Raw genomic sequence first — 19,783 nt, 5'->3', positions numbered from 1 at the left:
AGTTCCAGTACATCCTGCGCGATGAGTCGATGCACCTGAACTTCGGTATCGACGTGATCAACCAGATCAAAATCGAAAACCCGCACCTGTGGGATGCCGAGATGAAGGAAGAAGCGACCCAGATGATTCTGCAGGGTACGCAGCTGGAGATCGAATATGCGCGCGACACCATGCCGCGTGGGGTGTTGGGCATGAATGCGGCGATGATGGAAGATTATTTGAAATTCATCGCTAACCGTCGTTTGACGCAGATTGGCTTGAAGGAAGAGTACCCAGGCACCACCAATCCATTCCCGTGGATGAGCGAGATCATGGACTTGAAGAAAGAGAAAAACTTCTTCGAGACCCGCGTGATCGAGTACCAGACGGGTGGGGCGTTGAGCTGGGATTGATCCAGATTAAGCACTAAAGGAAGCCCTGACATGTTCAGGGCTTTTTTTCGTCGGTGAAAAAGGAATTTGCCATTTCTTGAAGTACATCACGTCAAGCACCTGGCCCGGAAGGGTTCGGATCGCAACCCCAATGCTGTAGCCTTGTGCCCCAATTGCTATCAGCGTTGTCACCAGTCAAGTGATCGGGAAGCTTTCACCGAAGAGCTTTACGCCAAGATTGGAAGATTGGCACGGGAGTAGACTCCCGTTGTCACAGCTGATGTCAGCTTAAAAACTATTAGATAGGACCGAGGCCAACCCGTGAACCCAGACATGCTCGAAGCCGGCCCCGCAGACGCCAAAGTACTTTCCGTCTTTGACTTCGACGGCACCCTCACCCACCACGACAGTTTCGTGCCCTTCCTCAAGTTTGCCTTCGGCACCGGTGAGTTTTATGGCCGGATGGTCAAGCTGGCGGTGCCGGGGCTGCGGTTTTTGGTGCGGCAGATCAGCCGGGATGAGTTGAAGGCGCAGTTGATTCGCACCTTTATGACCGGGGTGAAGAAGGCTTGGGTTGAGCAGCAAGCACAGGAATATTGCCAGGCGCGCTGGAGCAAGTTGATGCGCCCGAGCGGTTTGCAGTCGGTGGCGGATGAGGTGAAGTCCGGGGCGGTGGTGACGCTGTGTTCGGCGTCGCCGGCGTTGGTGTTGCAGCCGTTTGCCGACCGGCTCGGCATTCGTTTGATCGGCACTGAGCTTGAGGTGGTGGATGGGGTGCTGACCGGCAAGCTCACCGGGAATAATTGCCGTTGTGAGAACAAGGTGCTGCGGCTTGAGGCGGTGTACGGCGACCTGGGGGAGTATCGGCTCAGGGCCTGGGGCGATACGCGTGGAGACCGGGAGTTGTTGGCGGCGGCGCAGGATGCGCATTTTCGGCATTTTCATGCGAAGAAGAAAAAGCGGGCTCGGTTGCAGCGGTGATGCGAGTGGGCGGGGTTGGCGGGTGAACCGATGCGATCCCATCGCAGCCTCGCTGGGGCTCGACAGCTCCCACATTTGGATCGGCGTGGTGCGTAAACCGTATTCGGTACGGCATTTTACCTCGCCGCTTACACCCAATCTTCTACCCGCAAACCTGGCACGCGGTCGAACTCGCGCCGGTTGTTAGTGACCATAATCAGGCCCTGCGAACGGGCATGCCCAGCGATCATCTGGTCGTATGAACCTATCGGAGTACCAGCTCTCGCTAGCTCAGCGCGAAGTTGGCCTGTGTGCATAGCGGCATCCTGGTCGTATTTCAAAACTTCCAGACGTGCTGCAAAGCCTTCGACATCAGCCAAGTTTCGCTCTGGGTTAGGTGATTTTTCCGCGCCGTAAATCAGCTCCATCAGGGTTACTGTACTGATAGCTAGTTGGCCATAGTGCTTTTTGAAGGTTTCGCGCACCTGCTGAGGTCTGTTTTTGATTGTGAAGATACAGATGTTGGTATCGAGCATGAACTTGAGCATTAAAAAGATTCCCGCTCTTGGTCAGCAGGCTGATCTCGGTCGTTCATGAAATCCGGCGTGACACCCTCGCCATCGAACCAGCTGTCCCATGACTCACCGGCTGGGGTGATGATTCGGGCCCTACCGATTGAGACGACATCTACACGTTTTACGTCATCCGGCAGCGCAGCTGCCTTTGGCAAACGTACAGCTTGGCTGCGGTTGCTTTGAAATACAGAACCTTGATCCATATTGGCCTACCTCCAGTGGTCGTGTGATTACGCAACGCTACACCACGAAATGGATATGTCAATGGGATATACATTTCGTTACTGGTTGAACGTTGATTTTCGGCAAGCCAAGCATGAAGGCGCTCACGGCCTTCATGAAACAGACCTATCATCCTCTGCGGTCGCGAAAAATAGTAATGAGTATTGAAATTCGTTAAAAAAATCCACTTCTCGCTTCGAAAAAGCTAGCGATACGGGTTTGTAGATCGACGGGCGACCGAGGTGCTCCCCCATCGCAGCCTCGCTGGGGCTCGACAGCTCCCACATTTGAGCTTTGTTGAGGCTTAGGCCGGCGTCTTCAGGTCTACACCCAACGCTGTTGCAAAGGCTTTTACCATCGGGCTTCTCGGCGCGTTGTGACGCAGGATCAGGTTGAACGCGGTGCTCAGCTGTACCTGCTCCGGGCACAGTGCGCGCAGGCGTCCTTCCCTTACCAGTGGCGTGGCGTAGTGTTCTGGCAGAAAGCCCAGGAAGCGGCCGGTGAGGATCAGGATGGCGACGGCTTCCACTTGTGAGGCCGAGGCGGACTGGCTGTCGTGGTTGACGAAGTTGGCCTTGTCGCGATGGATCGCATACCGATGGTTCACCACTTCATATTGGCGAAGGGCATCGGGGGTGATGTCGCTCGCGGTGAACAGTGGATGCCCTACAGCGCAGTAGGCGTGGGCCTTTTCTTCGTAGAGCGGGAAGTAGTCGAATTCTTCACGGCGTTGGTACACCGGGACGATGCCGGCGACCAGGCGCCCTTCCACTACGCCACGTTCAACTTCGTCCAATTGCGAGGCGTGTAGGCGCACTCTTATTTTTGGCGATTGGCGATGTAAGTTGCCCAGGGCGGTAATCAGTGGGGAATTAACGTCGGAGACGGTGTTATCAATAACGCCCACACTCAGGTCGCCGATGAGTTCATTCTGCGCCGAACTAAGCTTGTCGCGAAAACTGTCCACCGAGGTAAATAACTCGATGGAGGCCTGATACACCAACTTGCCTTCTTCGGTCAGCCCGAACCCTTCGCGGCCCCGTGTGCACAGGCGCATGCCGATGCGAATCTCCAGGTCGGAGATCTGTTTGCTGATGGCGGCCAGGCCCACGTTCAACTCGTTTTGCGCAGCACTGAAGCCGCCGGCTTCGACCACGGCCATAAATACCCGCAGTAATTTGAAGTCCAACCCGCTCAGTTGCAGCGGTGCTCGGGTGCCGGGTTTTGGCGGCAGGTTTCCAGAAGTGGAAAGTGGGGTTTCCATAATGCGCGTTGACCTCGAGTGCCATATTCAACAGGCTTGAACCCAATCCTTGAACATAGCCAGGCGGCGATAATGAACATAAACATCCGCCCTTGGCAACCTTGAATACGGCGCGTCAGATGCCGGTTCTACACCGATAAACTTCTGTTGAAACTGCCTCCGACTCTTCTAAAAACAAGCGTGAGGAACACCCATGTCCCAGCCCACCGACCGCCTTTGGGGCGCTCGTTTCAAGACCGGTCCGTCTGCGGCATTGGCCGCGTTGTCGCGTTGCCCTGAGCGTTATTTTCGCCTGACGCCCTACGACCTGGCCGGCTCCCGCGCCCATGCCCGTGAGTTGCAGCGCGCCGGTTTGCTGGATGAGTCAGAAACCCTACGCACTCTCGAGGCCCTAAACCATATCGGTGAGGATTTCGCCGCCGGTCGTCTGCATCCCACCCTGGATGATGAGGACGTGCACACCTTTATCGAACGCGTATTGACCGAGCGCCTCGGTGCCCTGGGCGGCAAGTTGCGCGCCGGGCGCTCGCGCAATGACCAGACGGCCAACGATCTGCGCCTGTTCCTGCGTGACCATGCGCGCACCATCGCCACCGAGGTGTTGGGCTTGCAGCAGGCGTTGGTTGAACAGGCCGAGCAACATGTGCAGAGCATCTGCCCGGGCTTTACCCATTTGCAGCAGGCGCAACCCATTGTGTTCGCCCATCACTTGCTGGCTCACGCACAGTCGATGCTGCGCGATGTGCAGCGCCTGGTGGATTGGGATGCGCGTACGGCGCTGTCGCCATTGGGCGCGGCCGCCATGGCAGGTTCTGCGATAGCACGTCAGCCGCAGCACTCGGCCAAGGAAATGGGCTACACCGGGCCGTGTGAAAACTCCATCGACGCTGTCGCCAGCCGTGACCATGTGGCGGAGTTCCTGTTTGTGGCGGGCATGCTCGGGGTGAATATTTCGCGACTGTCGGAGGAGTTTTGCCTGTGGTCATCGCGCCAGTTTCGCTGGGTGGTGTTGGACGATGCCTACGCCACTGGCAGTTCGATCATGCCGCAGAAAAAGAACCCGGACATTGCCGAACTGGCGCGGGGCAAGGCCGGGCGTTTGATCGGCAACCTGACCGGGCTGATGTCGACGCTCAAGTCGTTGCCACTGTCGTACAACCGCGATTTGAGTGAAGACAAGCACAGCGTGTTGGACAGTGTGGACACCTTGCTGCTGGTGTTGCCGGCGATGGCCGGGATGGTGGCGACCATGAAGGTGCAGGTAGAGGAGTTGCGACGCCAGGCTCCGATGGGTTTTACCTTGGCGACTGAGGTGGCGGATTGGTTGGCCACCCGTGGGGTGCCGTTCAAGGAGGCCCATGAAATAACCGGCGCGCTAGTGCAGGCTTGTGAGCAGCATGAGATTGAGTTGTGGCAAGCCTCGCCGGCGATGTTGGCCGAGGTGGATGGGCGGCTCACCCCGGACGTGCGCGATTGCCTGACCCTGGAGGCGGCGATTGCGGCGCGCAGTGGCTGGGGTGGCACGGCGCCGGAGCGGGTGAAGGAGCAGATTGGGCGGTTGAAGACGGCACTGGTCGCTCAGCAGCAATGGGCCGACACCTACACCGGTTTCAGAATTTGAACGCGCTCACTTTGTAGGAGCGAGCTTGCTCGCGAAGCACCCGAAAATAATGCGGGGTGTCAGGTTGCCCGCGTTAGCGTTGACGATTCTCGCGAGCAAGCTCGCTTCTACAGTGGGCGGTTGTGTACAGCATTTGGAGTAGCAGCATGAGCCAAACCCCAGCAGAGCGCTTGGAAGCCGAGCGCAAGTTGTCCGAGAACCAGTTCGATATCACGCAGTACGAGCATGTCCCGCGGCGCTATTACGGGCGGATGTTTTTTGCCACGTTGATCGTAATTGTGTTGGCGGCGCTGTTGCGCGCGTTTGCCAATGGCCAGATCGAATGGTCCTACATTGGCCAGTTCCTCACATCGCAAGCCATCCTGTGGGGCCTGGTGAACACCATCGTCATGTCGATCCTGGCGATGGCGCTGGGCGTGGTGATCGGGGTGATCACGGCGATCATGCGCATGTCGGCCAACCCGATCCTGCGTTACGTGGCCATCACCTACACCTGGCTGTTTCGCGGTACACCGCTGATTTTGCAGTTGCTGCTGTGGTTCAACTTGGCGTTGATCTTCCCGGTGATCGCGATTCCGGGCCTGTTCAGCATCGACACCGTCGACCTGATGACGCCCTTCGTGGCCGCCCTGCTCGGCTTGAGCATCAACCAGGGCGCCTACACCGCCGAGGTGGTGCGGGCTGGCTTGCTGTCGGTGGACACAGGCCAGTACGAGGCGGCCAAGTCCATCGGCATGCCGAGCCTGCAGGCGCTGCGCAGGATCATTCTGCCGCAGGCCATGCGCGTGATCATCCCGCCGGTCGGCAACGAGTTCATCAGCATGGTGAAAATGACCAGCCTGGCCAGTGTGATCCAGTACTCCGAGCTGCTGCACAACGCGCAAAACATCTACTACGCCAACGCCCGGGTGATGGAGCTGCTGATTGTGGCGGGCATCTGGTACCTGGCGGTGGTGACTGTTCTTTCATTTGGTCAAAGCCGCCTCGAGCGTCGTTTTGCCCGCGGCGCCGGCAAGCGTTCGTAAGTCTGGGTTGAGGAGATTTGCCCCATGAGAAGCATCGTCAAGGCCGTCAACCTGAACAAGTATTACGACCAGTATCACGCCCTGCGTGACATCAATATCGAGGTCGAGCAAGGCGAGGTGATGTGCATCATCGGCCCGTCCGGCTCGGGCAAAAGTACCCTGCTGCGTTGCGTCAACCAGCTGGAAAAAATCGACAAGGGCGGCCTGTGGGTCGATGGCGAACTGGTCGGTTACCGGGTGGTCGGCAACAAGCTGCACGAAATGAGCGAAGCGCAGATCGCCCGCCAGCGCCTGGCCACCGGCATGGTGTTCCAGCGGTTCAATTTGTTCCCGCACATGACCGTGTTGCAAAACATCATCGAAGGCCCGTGCCAGGTGCTCAAGCGCTCGCCCAAGGAAGCCATCGAAGATGCGCTGGAATTGCTGGCCCGCGTTGGCCTGGCGGACAAGCGCAATGCCTACCCGGTGGAATTGTCCGGTGGCCAGCAACAGCGTGTGGCAATCGCCCGGGCCTTGGCGATGCGCCCCAAGTTGATGCTGTTTGACGAACCCACGTCAGCCCTCGACCCAGAGCTGGTAGGCGAAGTGCTGTCGGTGATGCGCGATTTGGCCACCACCGGCATGACCATGATCGTGGTCACCCATGAATTGGGCTTCGCTCGCGAAGTGTCCAACCGCATGGTGTTTATGGACGCCGGCCAGATTGTGGAAGCCGGCAGCCCCGAAGACATTCTAATAAGCCCACAAAACCCGCGTACCCAAAGCTTTATTTCTGCCGTTCGCACTTAACTAAAAAACTAACGAGAACGCCCCCATGAAAAAGATGTTTATCCCTACCTTGCTTGCAGGCCTGATGGCCTCCTCGTGTGTATTGGCAGCCTTGCCGCAAGCCATCAAGGACAAGGGTGAGATCAGCGCGGCCATCGTGCCGAACTACCCGCCGATGGACTTCAAGGACCCGGCCACCAACAAACTCACCGGTTTTGACTTCGACCTGGGCAACGCCCTCGCCGAGCGCCTGGGCGTGAAGATCAAGTGGCAGGAAACCGGCTTCGAGCAGATGCTCAGCGGCTTGACCACCAAGCGTGTGGACATCGTGCTGTCAGGCATGACCGACACCGCCGAGCGCCAGAAGGCCGTGACCTTCGTCGACTACTTCACCAGCGGCCCACAGCTGTACACACTGGCCAAGCGTGAAGAGATCAAGGAATTGACCGACCTGTGCGGTAAAAAAGTCGGGACCAGCCGCCGCACCACCTGGCCGTCGGAAATTACCGCCTGGAGCAAGGCAAACTGCGAAGCGGCGGGTAAGCCGGCAATCGTGGTGATCGGCACCGAAGGCTCGGCAGATGCCCGCGCGCAGTTGCAGCAAAACCGCCTGGATGCGGCGATGCAGGGCAGCGAGACCATTCCTTATTTGATGTCGTTGGACAAGGGTAAGTACAAGCCGGTGGGGCTGGCGATTTCCAAGCAGTTCACCGGGCTTGGGATTGAGAAGAGCAATACCGAGTTGGTCGCGGCGATCAGTGAGGCGTTGCAGGGCATGATTGATGATGGGACGTACGGCAAGATCCTGAAGAAGTGGGATCTGGAGCAGGGGGCGGTCGAGAAGATCAGCATAAACGCAGGCCAGTAAACACTGCAAAACCCTGTGGGAGCTGGCTTGCCTGCGATAGCGGTGGTTCAGCCAATGACGATGCAAACTGGCCCACCGCTATCGCAGGCAAGCCAGCTCCCACACTGGTTCTGTGTTCACATTTAAGTTGTGTTGTCGTGAAGGTATAACAAGGATCCCACCCCACTGTGGCCACCTACTCCCTGGTAATCCGTCGCCTGATGATCTGCTCGGTGACCATCGTGGTCAGCCGCGCCATGACCAGCCCGTTGCTGGCCCTCTGGCTGAGCACACGCCTGGGCCTCAACCAGCAGGACATCGGCCTGCTGATGGGGATTGCCGTGTTTATCGCCACGCTCCTGGGGTTGTACGGCGGCTACATCATCGACCGCCTGGAAAAGCGCAAGCTGCTGATCCTGGCCATGCTCTCCAGCTCCATCGGTTTTTTGTTGCTGACCTTTGCCAGCAACCTCTACCTCACCACCCTGACCCTGGTCATCACTGAAGCCGCGTCGGCGTTGTTCCTGATCGGCTCCAAGGCAATCATCAGCGAGAACCTGCCGGTGGGTGAGCGCGCCAAAGTGTTTTCCCTGCGCTACACCCTGACCAATGTGGGCTATGCGACCGGCCCGATGTTGGGCGTATTGATTGCTGGCCAACTGCCGTGGGCGCCGTTCCTGATTGCCAGTGCCATTGCCTTTGGCAGCCTGTTCCTGATGATCGGTATTGCGCCGACTCAACGGGACGACAGTCATAAACCCCAGAGCTTTCTCAGCACCCTGCGCACCTTGCGCAGCGACCGCACGTTGATCCTGTTCACCAGCGGCAGCCTGTTGAGCACCATCGTCCATGGGCGCTACACCCTGTATCTGTCGCAGTTTTTGCTAGTGGCCTACACACCCGACCAGGCACTGAAAATTCTGTCGGCGGTGCTGGCCTGCAACGCCATCACCGTGATTTTGATGCAGTACCAAATCGGTCGATTCCTCAAGCGCGAGCAACTGCGCCATTGGATCGTGCTGGGTACCTTATTGTTTATTGCCGGGTTGGTCGGCTTCAGCCAGGCGAACAGTCTGCTGAGCTGGTGCCTGGCGATGTTCGTGTTCACCTTGGGCGAGATGATCATTTACCCCTCGGAATTTCTGTTTATCGACACCATTGCGCCGGATGCACTACGGGGCAGTTACTACGGTGCCCAGAACCTGGCCGCGTTTGGCGGGGCCATGAGTCCGGTGATTTGCGGCTACCTGCTGATCAACGCAGCACCCACCAGCATGTTCTTTGCCCTGGCCGCACTCACTGCCATAGGCGGCACCCTGTGTTTCTTGAGCGGGCGCCGCGTGGCAGGTTCTTGCTGATATTTACCCAAGATCCGGCTATTAATAGCCAAACCTCTGACGGACCCGAGCCCCATGAAATTCGACACGGCCTACAGCCTGAGTCTCGACGACAAGCTGTCGATCTATGACGTGCGAGACCTGAATTTCGACGAAACCACCGGCTTCGATTCCGACAAGGACAGCTTTCTGTGCCCCAACGACGCCTGCCGCGCGGCCTTCGATAGCACCAATGCGTTGAGCACTTTCAACGCCAAGAACGTCAACTACCAGCGCACGCCGCACTTCAAGAACAAACCCGGCACTCGGCATATCGATGGCTGCCGCTATGCCGGCAGCCATAAATCGGCGACGGGTGAAAGTGATGACGAGCGTGAGGAAAATTTCCCATCGGAGTTTGTGCTGACGCGTCGACTGTACGCGCCTAAAACGCCGGTAGTCGGCAACGACGCAAGCGCCCTGCAAGAACCGACGAAAGTGCCTGCAAACCGCGCGTCGACATCCTCCGGCAGTAATGACACAACCCCGGACAAAACCAGCGTGTTCGCACACCCGGTGGAGTGCTACGTGTCCAACATCGATGACAAGGACAAGCTCAAGGCCATGCCCTTGAAGATCGGTGAGCACACGGCGACCTACTGGGCATTTTTCAAGAGGATCGAATACCTGCAAGACAACCAGGGTTTGATCTACTGGGGCAAGATCAAGGCCATCAAGGACTACACCAGCAGCTTTCGCATCGACTTCGAGAAGAAGGTGTGGCTCGACAAGAAGCCTTATTCGGTGAACGTCTACCTGAGCAAAAAGCTTATCGAAAACTACCGCAAGCGCACGGCATTCCTGGAGCAGATCAAGGCGGCGGCCAGCAGTGAACGGCCGCTGTATTGCTTTTTCTATGGGGTCACACCGCAGCTTATGCAGGTGCCCAGTAAGAAAAACCCCGAGCAAACGTTCGGGGTATTCAGCGCCAGGATCGAGAACCTGGACCACCTGATTATTCGTGAGGCGCCAGCGCTGGAATCATAAGGGGTTGCATCGCCAGTGGATGAGCGGTAGAAACAACTGTACAAAAACACAGTATAGTTGCACCTCCCCTGTCGAACCTGGAGAAAACCCCATGTCCTCTCTGGCAATGAGTTCTTTCGTAGAACAACAGATCGTCCTGCATCAATTCACCGCCAAACACTGCGCGCAGGCGCGCGTCATGCTGGGCTGGAGCCGCGAAGAGCTGGCTCGCCAGGCTGGCGTGGCGGTACCAGCAATTGAGCAATTGGAAGGCCACGGCGACGTGGACGATGAAACCCGTTTGATCCTGGCGTTTCGCCTGGAGGCCGAAGGGCTGGTGTTTTTCCCGGGGTTCGCACCGGGGTGGGGGATGAGTGCGCGCCGGTTTGATACCCCGGCGACGCAACCTTCTGTGCAAGGCCTCATTTCTCAATTGATGGGTTCAACAGTGGCAACCAGCAGAGGCTGACTCAATTTCAGCCGTTGGTGGCCTCAACCGTTTTATCTGGACTGGCTGGTGTTTGCGTAAAAGGAATACCTGGGAGAAAAGCCGGTTCTCGGATGGCCTGCGAGGCTTGTTCATAACCATAGGCGACAGAGAGCAAGGTGGCTTCACTATTGCCGGAGCCATAAAAATAAAGTGCTGTCGGCATGCCTTCATCATCCATGCCTGATGGAACGGATATACCGGGGTACCCGGCCGCAGCACTGTAAAAATAGTTGTGGGACAGAAAGTTCGACACCATGGCGTCGAGCTTGTGCTCCTTCATGGGGTCATCAACGGTTTTCTGAAATACAGGAAGGATCGCTTCCCACAACGCCTCGCGTTTTTGCGGGGTGGTCTCCAGGTCATTGATCATTTCCAACAGTTTCCGGTCTGGCTCACCCGCTTTGTGCGTGCGTTTGATAAAAGCGATCAGCTCAGAAAGTGATTTGACCGGCAAGCCCTCCCGCCCGGCGAGATAGTCGTCCAGTTGCTGCTTGACCTCGGAGAAAAGCGCTTCGTTATATGCTTCAAAAGCTTCATCTGACACGCTATCTTCCAGCGCCTCCACTGGCACCAGGATCGCACCCTGGGCCTTCAATACCTCCAGCGCCTGCTCATAGTGCTTGCGGTCTGCTCGCTTGGCTGGGTCCTTGGCCTCCTCAGCAGACAGCTCAGGTAAAGGGGTATAGCCAATTCGCTTACCCTTCAAGGCGTCGGAACGCAGGCCCTTGGTATACACAGTGGTCTCGGTCATTGCGTTAAGCGCTTCTGCCGCATCGCAGATATTGCGAGTGAAAGTCCCCACCGCATCCATGCGGGTGCTGGTCATGATGCCTTCGGTGCTGACCAGGCCCGTCGTGGTTTTCAGGCCAAACACACCGTTGTGGGCTGCCGGGCTGATGATCGAGCCGTTGGTTTCCAGCCCCAACGCCACCGGCACATGCCCTTGCGCTACAGCTACTGCCGAGCCAGAACTGGAGCCTGCCACCGGCCCGCCAAGTCGATGCGGGTTCAACGTCTGGCCACCTCGGGAACTCCAGCCATCGGCAGGTGATAGTGAGCGAAAGTTGGACAGCTCACTCATATTGGTTTTGCCTACAATCACCACTCCGGCTTTCAGCAAATTGTCGACGACCTTGGCATTTTTAGTGGCCGGCGCGCCCACCAAAGCCTTTGAGCCTGCGCTGGTCTGCATGCGGTCGTTGGTTTCAAAGACATCCTTCAGCGCTATCGGCACACCATGCAAATGCCCGCGAACACGGCCATCGGCACGCTCCTTATCGCGGGCCTTCGCCTCACTGAGGGCATCCGGGTTGGTTTCCAAGAATGCATTGCCGCCCTGTAGCCCGCGATCAATATTGGCAATTTGCTTGAGCGAGTCCTTCAACAGTGACTCTGAGGTGACGCCGCCTCCCTGGCCCATCTCCACTGACATCTGGCAGGCACTTTTGAAACCTTGCACAGGGTTTGAAAGCTCCTGAAGCAGGCCTGTCGCCCATCCACCTGCCGAAACTGGTCCGATCATCAAATGCCCCTCTTTTTGACTGAGTGTGAGCGCTATCTGCCGATAACACCGCACCAGTCTAAGAGCCGACACCCCACGGTTATTTCAGGCGAATCCTGCCACCGCGTCCTACCCTTCCCAGCCCGGTGTAGGCATCTATACCGTCTATGGCCGAAGCACGCGGTAAGCGCGCACCAGTGCCGCCAAACGATCACCTGCCCAGCGCGCGCCGTAAAACCAGACTCGGGAGCCATCCTCCAGGGTTTCACACGCCGTGGGGTATCCGCTTCTGGAGGCGTGATGGAAGGCGGCTTCCGGGTCCTCCGACACCAGGGCATCCAGGCGAAGACCTGCCACCAGTTCATCGATTTCACGACAGGCCTGCTGACTGTCGCCACTGCGCTGCATGTCCACCGCTACCCATTGCACACCGGCGTGACGCAGGGTGTCGAAAACCCGCTGCAAAGCCGCGCTGCGCTCAACCGGCTCTACCTGATTGCCCTGCACATAGCGCTCGGCATAGCCGATCCGATAGCCCGTCAACGCCTGCGTGGCGGTGAAGGTGGTGTTATTCAATACCAGCGGTACTTCGACCATTACCGGTTCGGTAGGGTCCACGCCGCTGATGGCGACAAGTGATAGCGCCGGGTCACGTACTGGCCGTATATGGGGCGCCAGGGCGTTATACCCAGGGACGAGCGTGGCGCCCGCAGCCTGTTCGGCGCCAAAGACAATAGAAGTGGGGGCTGCATGGGGTGGTGAAGCGGGCACGTCGGCGGCGTTTATTGGCGCGGGCAGTGGCTGGGCTGGGGCGCAAGGCAACCCCATTCTCCAAAGCTTCTTACAGTGGCTGTCCATCGAAACGTCCTCCCGGAGATAAAATTCCCGCGGGATCATCGCACTCTCATTTGGCGTTTGTCGCAGAGCTGAAATCCGCTGAAAAACTCTTTTCCAAGCGGGTTTTCGGCTCAGCCTGCTGCGTGTTCGTTAACCGGTTGAGGCTCCACTTCCAGCCACCAGGCATGCCCACGCTCGGGCTGAATCAAGCGAAATGCCTGGCCCATTGCCGGGGTGGTGATCGAGACATTGCGATCCCAGGCCAGGGCCATGATGCGGTCGAACGGTTCGTGCCAGGCGTGGAAGGCCAAGTCGAAGGTGCCGTTATGAATCGGCAGCAGCCAGCGCCCTTTCAGATCGATATGCGCCTGCAGTGTCTGCTCAGGCTGCATGTGCACATGGGGCCAATCAACATTGTAAGCGCCGGTTTCCATCAGGGTCAGGTCAAACGGCCCGTATTGCTCGCCGATGCGTTTGAAACCGTCGAAATAGCCGGTGTCGCCACTGAAAAAGATACGTCGCGTGTCGTCGATCATCACCCAGGAGCACCATAGTGTCTGGTTGCCATCAAACAGGCCGCGCCCGGAAAAGTGCTGGGCCGGCGTGCAGACAAAACGAACGCCATCGACTTCGGTGCCCTGCCACCACTCCAGTTGGCGCACTTTGCTGGCGTCTACGCCCCATTTGACCAGCGTGTCACCCACGCCCAAGGGCGCCAGGAAGTAGCGGGTCTTTTCGGCCAATTGGACCACTGCTTTGCGGTCGAGATGGTCGTAATGATTGTGGGAAAGGATTACCGCTTCCAGCGCTGGCAGCTCTTCAAGACTGATCGGCGGCTGATGAAAACGCTTGGGGCCGGCCCAACGAAATGGCGAGGCGCGCTCGGCAAACACCGGGTCGGTGACCCAGAATTTACCGCGCATTTTCAGCAACACCGTTGAATGGCCGAGGCGATACACGCTGTGATCAGGTGCGGCCAATAACTGCTCGCGAGTCAGTGGCTGTACCGGAATCTGCCCCACCGGCCGGGTGGTGCGCGGTTTGTTGAACAGCATGTTCCAGAAAATACGCAGGGTCTTGCCCAAGCCACCGTGCTGCACCGGGGCGTCGTTGCTGAAGTGCCCCAGGCCCTGCTCGGCAGGCTTGGGCGCCGAGGGCGCAGGGTCGAGACGGGTTGAAATAGTGGCCATGACGAAGTGACTCCTGCGGTCCGCTCAAGTATTACACTGCACAGTGTAGTTTCTAGATTGCAACAAAATCCGGAGCAAGTAAACTGCTCGGTGTAATTTCATTGTTGAGTCGAATGCCTTCCATGACTGCCCCCAAACGCCTCACCGAGCGTAAACGCGAAGCCATCGTGGCGGCGGCGATTGCCGAATTTCGCGAGAACGGCTTCGAGGTCACCAGCATGGACAAAATCGCCGCCACTGCGGGCGTTTCCAAGCGCACGGTGTACAACCATTTCCCTAGCAAGGAAGAACTGTTCGCCGAGATCCTCCACCAGTTGTGGGCCAGCAGTGTTGCCCAACTGGACGTGATCTACACCAGCGACCGCCCCCTGCGCGACCAACTGCGCACGTTGCTGGAAGCGAAAATGCAGATGATGTCGGACGCCAACTTCCTCGACCTGGCACGCGTGGCCATTGCTGCCACCATCCATTCGCCGGAGCGTGCGCAAGACATGGTCAACCGCCTCAGCGCACGGGAAGAAGGCTTTACCCAATGGGTACGCGCCGCTCAGGAAGATGGCCGCCTCACCTGCACCGACCCGGCGTTCGCTGCCCATCAGATCCAAAGCCTGCTCAAGGCTTTTGCGTTCTGGCCGCAAATCACCCTCGGCCAGCCCACCCTCGACCTTGTCGCACAGGCCCACGTCATCGAATCGGCCATCGACCTGTTTCTCGCCGGTTACGAAGCCAGCACGCAGCACCCGCCCCAGTAAGCCCTGTTGCAGGCGCGACATTTAAGGTCGTTTCTGGCGTATTTACCCGCTGTTTTGCGCAAATGGCCTGGAAGGACACTGATTAATCCCACGGGAATAATCGACAATTCACCTTTCTTATCCGACCACCGGCTCTGCCCGTTGACGCGTGCTGTTGCACCCGCAAAAAAAGTTGACCCAGGACACTATGGAAAACAGACGAGGCAAAGGGCTTTCATTTGCCAGGCGAATCTACACGCCAAGGATTATCGGCCTGGGTATCGGCAGCATCAGCGTGATCGGCGCGTTGTATCCCTTGTCGATGCCCGGTTGGGTCTGGGCGTTGCTGTTGTTCAACGGCATTGCCTGGCCGCACGTGGCGTACCTGATTTCCACCCACTCGCCGTTTCCCTACCAGGCCGAACAACGCAACCTGCTGTATGACTCGGTGCTGGGCGGTTTCTGGGCCGCTGCCGCCCAGTTTTCACCACTGACAGCGGTGACCATTCTGTCGATGATGGCCATGAACAACGTCGCAGCCGGTGGCAAACGCCTGTTCCTGCGCGGGTTGCTGGCACAGGCGGCCGGTATCGCGGTGGCCTGGGGTCTGTTCGGCGTCAAGTTCGACCCCAGCGTCAGCCTCACCGAGGTCTACACCTGCCTGCCGATGCTGACGCTCTACCCGATGGCCATCGGCATGGTCTGTTACCAGTTGGCGATCAAACTGTCGGAGCACAAACGCGCCCTCAGCGCCCTGAGCCGCGTCGACAGCCTTACCGGCCTGCTCAACCATGGTTCATGGAAAGACCTGCTCAACCTCAAGTTTCACAAGTGCCAGCAGCAACAGGGCCAAGCGACCATTGCCTTGATCGATATCGACCACTTCAAGCACATCAACGACGTGCATGGCCACACCGTCGGTGACGCGGTACTGCGCCAGTTGAGCCAAGCGCTGCGCGAACACTTGCGCGAAGAAGACCTGGCCGGCCGCTACGGCGGCGATGAGTTCTGTGTGATTCTGCCGAAAATGCCCCTGCACGCCGCTGCCCAGGTGATGGAACATCTACGCGAAACCTTCAGCGGCTATCGTCATGCGCAGATCCCCGACCTGCGCGTCAGCCTGAGCATTGGCCTGGCGGATTTCCACCCGTCGTTCAAGGACGCGGTCATGTGGCTCGATGCGGCGGATCGCGCGTTGTACACCGCCAAAAACAGCGGCCGCAACCGCGTCAAGGTCAGCGAATGCACGGCCGCTCATTCAGCCTGAGTTGTCTGATGACAACTCGTCCGAATCTTGCTCCGTCCACCTGCTGCAATAGCATAATGCTGCCATTGGTCGCCTGGCCAAAATAGTCCTGCCTGATGGGCGAACTTCCAGGCCGATTGATCACTCTGAGACCGTTGTTCCACCCCCTCTGTCAGCATCAGGAAGCTGGCAATGAGCAAGTCAACCGTAAGGCCAGGGGCCCTACGGGGTCAGGCGCAAATACATGGACCCCGCATACGCTTGCATGCCCGAGCCCTCCACCATGCTATTTCACACTCACAAGAAAACCATCAGTACCCTGCAACACAGCCTTGCCCAACAGACCAGCCTGCTGGACGCCATTGAGCGCTCCATGGCCGTGATCGAATTCGACCTGCAAAGCACCGTGCTGCGCGCCAATGACAACTTCTTCAAGACCATGGGTTACCGCGCCGAACAGATCCTGGGCCAGCCCCACCGGATGTTCTGTACCCCGGCGTTCGCCCGCAGCGCGGATTACAACCAGCTGTGGACACACCTGCGCAACGGCCAATTCCAGTCGGGCACCTTTGAACGAGTAGGCGCCAACGGCGCCTCGGTGTGGCTGGAAGCCAGCTATAACCCGGTACGGGATGAAGCGGGGAACGTGATCAAAGTGGTGAAATACGCCATGGACGTCACCCCACGCCTGCAGGCCGAAAGCGAAGCCAACGCCAAGCTCGAAGCCATCGACCGCGCCATGGCGATGATCGAGTTCAACCTCGACGGCACCATCATCACCGCCAACGGCAATTTCCTGCAGCGCATGGGCTACAGCCTGGCGCAGATCCAGGGCAAGCATCATCGCCTGTTTTGCACGCCCGAGCTGGCCAACAGTGCGGCCTACAGCGAGTTCTGGAAGCGCTTGAACCAGGGCGAGCTGTTCAATGGCCAGTTCGAGCGGGTGGACAAACACGGCCAGGTGGTGTGGCTGGAAGCCAACTACAACCCGGTGTACGACGCCAGCGGGCGCCTGTGCAAAGTGGTGAAGTTCGCCTCGGACGTCACCGCCCGCGTGCTACAGCATGCCGCCGACGCACAAAGCGCCGCACAGGCTTATCACCTGTCGTTGAACACCCAGGAGATGGCGGAAAAAGGCGCCGAGGTGATTCAGAAAACCGCCACCGGCATGCGCGAAATTGCCGTGGATATCGACACCTCTTCGCAACTGATCGCCAAGCTGGGCGAGCGCTCGCAACAGATCACCGCCATCGTCAATACCATTCGCGGCATTGCTGACCAGACCAACCTGCTGGCCCTCAACGCCGCCATCGAAGCCGCCCGCGCCGGCGAGCAGGGCCGTGGCTTTGCCGTGGTGGCCGATGAAGTACGGCAACTGGCGGCGCGCACCAGCGGCTCCACCGCCGAAATCTCCGGCATGATCGCCATGATCCAGGACGAAACCCGCCAAGCCATCGACAGCATGGACGCCACCCGCGACCGCGCCGCCCAGGGTGTGGAACTGGCCAACCAGGCCGGCACGGTGATCCTGCAGATTCGCGAAGGCACCGGCGAGGCGGTACAGGCGGTGAGCGCGTTTGCGAACGAGCGAGGTAATCGCTGACCCATTGGCGCTGGCTGTCTGGAGGTTAACTTCGCAGCCAGCGCACATGCCGCCCCAGCTCATCAAACAGCGTCACCACCGAGCGCAACGCCCGGCAATCAGGCCGCGTCAACAACCACAGCGCCGTATCGTGCCCTGCCAGCGCAGGGCCCAGCGGTTGCAGGCCATCGCCCATGAGAAAATCCGGCAGTGCCGCCACGCCCAATCCAGCCCTTACCAATTCGGTCACCGACTGCATGCTGTTGCACCGATAACGGGGACGCACGCCCGGCAAATGTTCACGACGCCAGATGACGGTGGGGTGATCGGGTAAAAAGTCGTCTGGCGCGATCCAGGCCAGGTCGGCCCAGTCATGGCCTGGGTGCTGGCGCGCATAGTCGGCACTGGCACACACCTGATAGGTCACCGGCCCCAGGCAGCGTCCGACAAGATGCGCTGGCGGCGCCTTCGTCAGGCGCAGGGCGATATCCGCATCGCGGCGGCTGAGGTTGGCGAAGTCATTGGAGGTGCTCAGTTCCAGGGTCAACGCCGGGTAGGCCGGCATGAACTGCGCGAGGGCCGGCAACAGCAAGCCTTGCAACACCGAGTCGGTGCAGGTCAGGCGCACGGTGCCGCTGATCACTTCACCGCCCTGCTCCACGCCAATGCGCGCCGCCTCCAGCGCCTGCTCGGCACGCTCGGCCTGTTGTGCCAGGTTGCTCGCCAGGCTGGTGGGCAAATAACCGGCACGGCTTTTTTCAAACAGGGTCTGGCCCAGCGCCGCCTCCAGCCGTCGCACCGCACGGAACACCGTGGACACATCCACCCGCAGCAACGCCGCCGCCCGCGCCAGAGTGCCGCCGCGCACCAGCGCCAGGATCAATGACAGGTCAGCGTAGTCGATTTGATAGTGCGTGGCTGCATTGAACATGTGGGCAAACGCCAATATTGATTGCGTGAGCGCCAATCTATAGTGGGTATCAACCCACCACAAGCCATGGGACGTACACGATGCCAACCCCCGCGCTGCACCTTGCCCTGATCGGTGACTACCACCCCGATGTGACCGCCCACCAGGCCATTCCCGTGGCCCTGCAACAGGCCGCCGACGCTCTGGGCCTGAGTGTCCAGGTGCAATGGCTGACCACCGACACCCTCACCTGCACTTCTGCCCTGCACGACTTTGACGGCTTCTGGTGCGTACCCGGCAGCCCCTATCGCGATGTCGACGGCGCCCTGCGGGCGATCCGTTTTGCCCGCGAACAAGGTCGCCCTTTCCTCGGCACCTGCGGCGGTTTTCAACATGCCGTGCTGGAATATGCCCGCAACGTGCTCGGTTGGGCCGATGCCCAGCACGGCGAATTAGTACCGGATGCTGAGCGCGCCGTCATCACGCCGCTGGACTGCTCCCTGGTGGAAGTGAGCGACACCGTGCGCCTGGCCCCATACACGCGCATTGCCCAGGCCTACGGCAGCCTGGCTATCCACGAAGGATACCGCTGCCGCTACGGCATCAACCCCACCTTCGCCGACGCCCTGCTGCAAGCCAACCTGATCCCCACCGGCCACGATTCGGCGGGCGACCTGCGCGCGGTGGAACTGCTCGACCACCCGTTCTTCGTCGCCACCCTGTTCCAGCCCGAACGCGCCGCGCTCAAGGGCATCACGCCGCCGCTGGCGATTGCGCTGCTCAACGCCTGCCAGGAGGTATCGGCATGATCGCCAAGACACCCGCCCCACCGTATTACGCGGTGATTTTTAGCTCGCTGCGTACGGATGGCGATCAGGGTTATGGCGAAGCCGCCACACGTATGCTGGAACTGGCCAGGCAACAACCGGGGTTTCTGGGGGTGGAATCAGCGCGGGAGGATGGGCTGGGAATCACCGTGTCCTATTGGACCAGCGAGGCGGCGATCCTGGCCTGGAAACAGCAGGCCGAGCATCGGCAGGTGCGCGAGCAAGGGCGGGCCACTTGGTATGCGGCGTTTCACACGCGAGTGTGCAAGGTAGAGCGGGCCTACACCTTCCCCACTTGAAATACTGCCCCTTGTGTGAACTGGCTTGCCTGCGATGACCACAGGTATCTACACAATCTTGTAGGTTGTAGCAGCCAACGGTAACCACGATGCGAAGCGAGCCGCTCTTGATCTTGCTCTTGATCTGCTTGTGATCTTGATCTCAGGCGCCCCGTTAAACCACGCTGGCCGGAAT

At 59.1% G+C, this 19,783-nt stretch carries 21 protein-coding genes and 1 pseudogene; 15 read left to right on the top strand and 7 right to left on the bottom strand.

Features of this window, described 5'->3' with window-relative positions:
• The 3 genes and pseudogenes from MF6394_RS24460 to MF6394_RS24450 all read left to right on the top strand — a co-directional run.
• On the top strand, positions 1-392 hold a 392-nt coding region (locus tag MF6394_RS24460; RefSeq protein ID WP_078467722.1), incomplete at its 5' end, for a ribonucleotide-diphosphate reductase subunit beta.
• A 66-nt stretch (positions 393-458) separates the two neighbouring features.
• A pseudogene (locus tag MF6394_RS24455) lies at positions 459-632 on the top strand (HNH endonuclease); the annotation flags it as partial.
• A 72-nt stretch (positions 633-704) separates the two neighbouring features.
• A complete protein-coding gene (locus tag MF6394_RS24450) occupies positions 705-1,352 on the top strand; it encodes an HAD-IB family hydrolase (protein ID WP_044273627.1) in 648 nt (215 codons plus the stop codon).
• A gap of 128 nt (positions 1,353-1,480) precedes the next feature.
• Here the strand turns inward: MF6394_RS24450 and vapC are convergent, their stop codons facing one another.
• From vapC to MF6394_RS24435, 3 genes are all read right to left on the bottom strand, one after another.
• Positions 1,481-1,879 (bottom strand): type II toxin-antitoxin system tRNA(fMet)-specific endonuclease VapC, encoded by a 399-nt coding sequence (vapC, locus tag MF6394_RS24445; protein WP_069558626.1) that lies wholly within the window; start codon positions 1,877-1,879, stop codon positions 1,481-1,483.
• A complete protein-coding gene (vapB, locus tag MF6394_RS24440; protein ID WP_034135537.1) occupies positions 1,879-2,109 on the bottom strand; it encodes a type II toxin-antitoxin system VapB family antitoxin in 231 nt (76 codons plus the stop codon). Before vapB ends, vapC begins: the two co-directional genes overlap by 1 nt.
• A gap of 323 nt (positions 2,110-2,432) precedes the next feature.
• Entirely contained in the window at positions 2,433-3,392 is a 960-nt protein-coding gene (locus MF6394_RS24435; RefSeq protein WP_078467721.1) for a LysR family transcriptional regulator, read from the bottom strand.
• 193 nt (positions 3,393-3,585) lie between these two features.
• Here MF6394_RS24435 and argH point away from each other — a divergent pair, with 193 nt between their 5' ends.
• The 7 genes from argH (at position 3,586) to MF6394_RS24400 (ending at position 10,464) form a co-directional block, all read left to right on the top strand.
• Positions 3,586-5,013 (top strand): argininosuccinate lyase, encoded by a 1,428-nt coding sequence (gene argH / locus MF6394_RS24430; protein ID WP_078467720.1) that lies wholly within the window; start codon positions 3,586-3,588, stop codon positions 5,011-5,013.
• 146 nt (positions 5,014-5,159) lie between these two features.
• Complete coding sequence (locus MF6394_RS24425) at positions 5,160-6,038, top strand: amino acid ABC transporter permease (RefSeq protein WP_044273622.1); 879 nt, start codon at positions 5,160-5,162, stop codon at positions 6,036-6,038.
• 24 nt (positions 6,039-6,062) lie between these two features.
• Positions 6,063-6,827, top strand: a complete 765-nt coding sequence (locus MF6394_RS24420; protein WP_078467719.1) for an amino acid ABC transporter ATP-binding protein — start codon at positions 6,063-6,065, stop codon at positions 6,825-6,827.
• Positions 6,828-6,852: 25 nt separating this feature from the next.
• Complete coding sequence (locus MF6394_RS24415) at positions 6,853-7,674, top strand: ABC transporter substrate-binding protein (RefSeq protein WP_078467718.1); 822 nt, start codon at positions 6,853-6,855, stop codon at positions 7,672-7,674.
• A gap of 167 nt (positions 7,675-7,841) precedes the next feature.
• Positions 7,842-9,011 (top strand): MFS transporter, encoded by a 1,170-nt coding sequence (locus tag MF6394_RS24410; RefSeq protein ID WP_069558630.1) that lies wholly within the window; start codon positions 7,842-7,844, stop codon positions 9,009-9,011.
• Between the two features lie 54 nt (positions 9,012-9,065).
• Positions 9,066-10,016: a hypothetical protein gene (locus MF6394_RS24405; RefSeq protein ID WP_078467717.1), complete on the top strand. Its 951-nt coding sequence runs from the start codon at positions 9,066-9,068 to the stop codon at positions 10,014-10,016.
• Between the two features lie 91 nt (positions 10,017-10,107).
• On the top strand, positions 10,108-10,464 hold the full coding sequence (locus MF6394_RS24400) for a helix-turn-helix domain-containing protein (protein WP_078467716.1): 357 nt from the start codon (positions 10,108-10,110) through the stop codon (positions 10,462-10,464).
• 7 nt (positions 10,465-10,471) lie between these two features.
• Here the strand turns inward: MF6394_RS24400 and MF6394_RS24395 are convergent, their stop codons facing one another.
• The 3 genes from MF6394_RS24395 to MF6394_RS24385 form a co-directional block, all read right to left on the bottom strand.
• Positions 10,472-11,917, bottom strand: coding sequence for an amidase family protein (locus tag MF6394_RS24395; RefSeq protein ID WP_078467724.1), 1,446 nt, complete (start codon positions 11,915-11,917; stop codon positions 10,472-10,474).
• Positions 11,918-12,151: 234 nt separating this feature from the next.
• The gene (locus MF6394_RS34340; protein WP_238597310.1) at positions 12,152-12,814 is read right to left on the bottom strand and encodes a hypothetical protein; all 663 of its coding nucleotides are present in this window, start codon (positions 12,812-12,814) and stop codon (positions 12,152-12,154) included.
• Between the two features lie 140 nt (positions 12,815-12,954).
• The gene (locus MF6394_RS24385) at positions 12,955-14,013 is read right to left on the bottom strand and encodes an MBL fold metallo-hydrolase (RefSeq protein ID WP_078467715.1); all 1,059 of its coding nucleotides are present in this window, start codon (positions 14,011-14,013) and stop codon (positions 12,955-12,957) included.
• 122 nt (positions 14,014-14,135) lie between these two features.
• Here MF6394_RS24385 and MF6394_RS24380 point away from each other — a divergent pair, with 122 nt between their 5' ends.
• The 3 genes from MF6394_RS24380 (at position 14,136) to MF6394_RS24370 (ending at position 17,593) form a co-directional block, all read left to right on the top strand.
• Positions 14,136-14,765 (top strand): TetR/AcrR family transcriptional regulator, encoded by a 630-nt coding sequence (locus MF6394_RS24380; RefSeq protein ID WP_069558634.1) that lies wholly within the window; start codon positions 14,136-14,138, stop codon positions 14,763-14,765.
• A 187-nt stretch (positions 14,766-14,952) separates the two neighbouring features.
• Complete coding sequence (locus MF6394_RS24375) at positions 14,953-16,011, top strand: diguanylate cyclase (protein WP_044273616.1); 1,059 nt, start codon at positions 14,953-14,955, stop codon at positions 16,009-16,011.
• Between the two features lie 262 nt (positions 16,012-16,273).
• Positions 16,274-17,593 carry a methyl-accepting chemotaxis protein gene (locus MF6394_RS24370; protein WP_078467723.1) on the top strand — a complete coding sequence of 440 codons (1,320 nt, stop codon included), beginning with the start codon at positions 16,274-16,276 and terminating at the stop codon, positions 17,591-17,593.
• A 25-nt stretch (positions 17,594-17,618) separates the two neighbouring features.
• Here the strand turns inward: MF6394_RS24370 and MF6394_RS24365 are convergent, their stop codons facing one another.
• Positions 17,619-18,503: a LysR family transcriptional regulator gene (locus tag MF6394_RS24365; protein ID WP_044273615.1), complete on the bottom strand. Its 885-nt coding sequence runs from the start codon at positions 18,501-18,503 to the stop codon at positions 17,619-17,621.
• 80 nt (positions 18,504-18,583) lie between these two features.
• Here MF6394_RS24365 and MF6394_RS24360 point away from each other — a divergent pair, with 80 nt between their 5' ends.
• A complete protein-coding gene (locus MF6394_RS24360) occupies positions 18,584-19,291 on the top strand; it encodes a CTP synthase C-terminal region-related (seleno)protein (RefSeq protein WP_078467714.1) in 708 nt (235 codons plus the stop codon).
• On the top strand, positions 19,288-19,608 hold the full coding sequence (locus MF6394_RS24355; protein ID WP_047711623.1) for an antibiotic biosynthesis monooxygenase family protein: 321 nt from the start codon (positions 19,288-19,290) through the stop codon (positions 19,606-19,608). The genes MF6394_RS24360 and MF6394_RS24355 overlap by 4 nt, the downstream gene beginning before the upstream one ends.
• Positions 19,609-19,783 lie beyond the last annotated feature (175 nt).

Origin of the sequence: Pseudomonas sp. MF6394, assembly GCF_002018845.1 — a bacterium.
Classification (GTDB): domain Bacteria; phylum Pseudomonadota; class Gammaproteobacteria; order Pseudomonadales; family Pseudomonadaceae; genus Aquipseudomonas; species Aquipseudomonas lactis.
This window is presented reverse-complemented; position numbering and strand designations above follow the sequence as displayed.

What these genes read in the sequence shown, in the direction of transcription:
- vapB (WP_034135537.1), bottom strand. Translation starts at nt 2,109, where the DNA reads ATGGATCAAGGTTCTGTATTTCAAAGCAACCGCAGCCAAGCTGTACGT.
- MF6394_RS24425 (WP_044273622.1), top strand. Translation starts at nt 5,160, where the DNA reads ATGAGCCAAACCCCAGCAGAGCGCTTGGAAGCCGAGCGCAAGTTGTCC.
- MF6394_RS24365 (WP_044273615.1), bottom strand. Translation starts at nt 18,503, where the DNA reads ATGTTCAATGCAGCCACGCACTATCAAATCGACTACGCTGACCTGTCA.
- MF6394_RS24360 (WP_078467714.1), top strand. Translation starts at nt 18,584, where the DNA reads ATGCCAACCCCCGCGCTGCACCTTGCCCTGATCGGTGACTACCACCCC.
- MF6394_RS24435 (WP_078467721.1), bottom strand. Translation starts at nt 3,392, where the DNA reads ATGGAAACCCCACTTTCCACTTCTGGAAACCTGCCGCCAAAACCCGGC.
- MF6394_RS24385 (WP_078467715.1), bottom strand. Translation starts at nt 14,013, where the DNA reads ATGGCCACTATTTCAACCCGTCTCGACCCTGCGCCCTCGGCGCCCAAG.
- MF6394_RS24375 (WP_044273616.1), top strand. Translation starts at nt 14,953, where the DNA reads ATGGAAAACAGACGAGGCAAAGGGCTTTCATTTGCCAGGCGAATCTAC.
- MF6394_RS24395 (WP_078467724.1), bottom strand. Translation starts at nt 11,917, where the DNA reads ATGTCAGTGGAGATGGGCCAGGGAGGCGGCGTCACCTCAGAGTCACTG.
- MF6394_RS24420 (WP_078467719.1), top strand. Translation starts at nt 6,063, where the DNA reads ATGAGAAGCATCGTCAAGGCCGTCAACCTGAACAAGTATTACGACCAG.
- MF6394_RS24415 (WP_078467718.1), top strand. Translation starts at nt 6,853, where the DNA reads ATGAAAAAGATGTTTATCCCTACCTTGCTTGCAGGCCTGATGGCCTCC.
- MF6394_RS24405 (WP_078467717.1), top strand. Translation starts at nt 9,066, where the DNA reads ATGAAATTCGACACGGCCTACAGCCTGAGTCTCGACGACAAGCTGTCG.
- MF6394_RS24380 (WP_069558634.1), top strand. Translation starts at nt 14,136, where the DNA reads ATGACTGCCCCCAAACGCCTCACCGAGCGTAAACGCGAAGCCATCGTG.
- MF6394_RS34340 (WP_238597310.1), bottom strand. Translation starts at nt 12,814, where the DNA reads ATGGGGTTGCCTTGCGCCCCAGCCCAGCCACTGCCCGCGCCAATAAAC.
- argH (WP_078467720.1), top strand. Translation starts at nt 3,586, where the DNA reads ATGTCCCAGCCCACCGACCGCCTTTGGGGCGCTCGTTTCAAGACCGGT.
- MF6394_RS24370 (WP_078467723.1), top strand. Translation starts at nt 16,274, where the DNA reads ATGCTATTTCACACTCACAAGAAAACCATCAGTACCCTGCAACACAGC.
- vapC (WP_069558626.1), bottom strand. Translation starts at nt 1,879, where the DNA reads ATGCTCAAGTTCATGCTCGATACCAACATCTGTATCTTCACAATCAAA.
- MF6394_RS24355 (WP_047711623.1), top strand. Translation starts at nt 19,288, where the DNA reads ATGATCGCCAAGACACCCGCCCCACCGTATTACGCGGTGATTTTTAGC.
- MF6394_RS24450 (WP_044273627.1), top strand. Translation starts at nt 705, where the DNA reads ATGCTCGAAGCCGGCCCCGCAGACGCCAAAGTACTTTCCGTCTTTGAC.
- MF6394_RS24400 (WP_078467716.1), top strand. Translation starts at nt 10,108, where the DNA reads ATGTCCTCTCTGGCAATGAGTTCTTTCGTAGAACAACAGATCGTCCTG.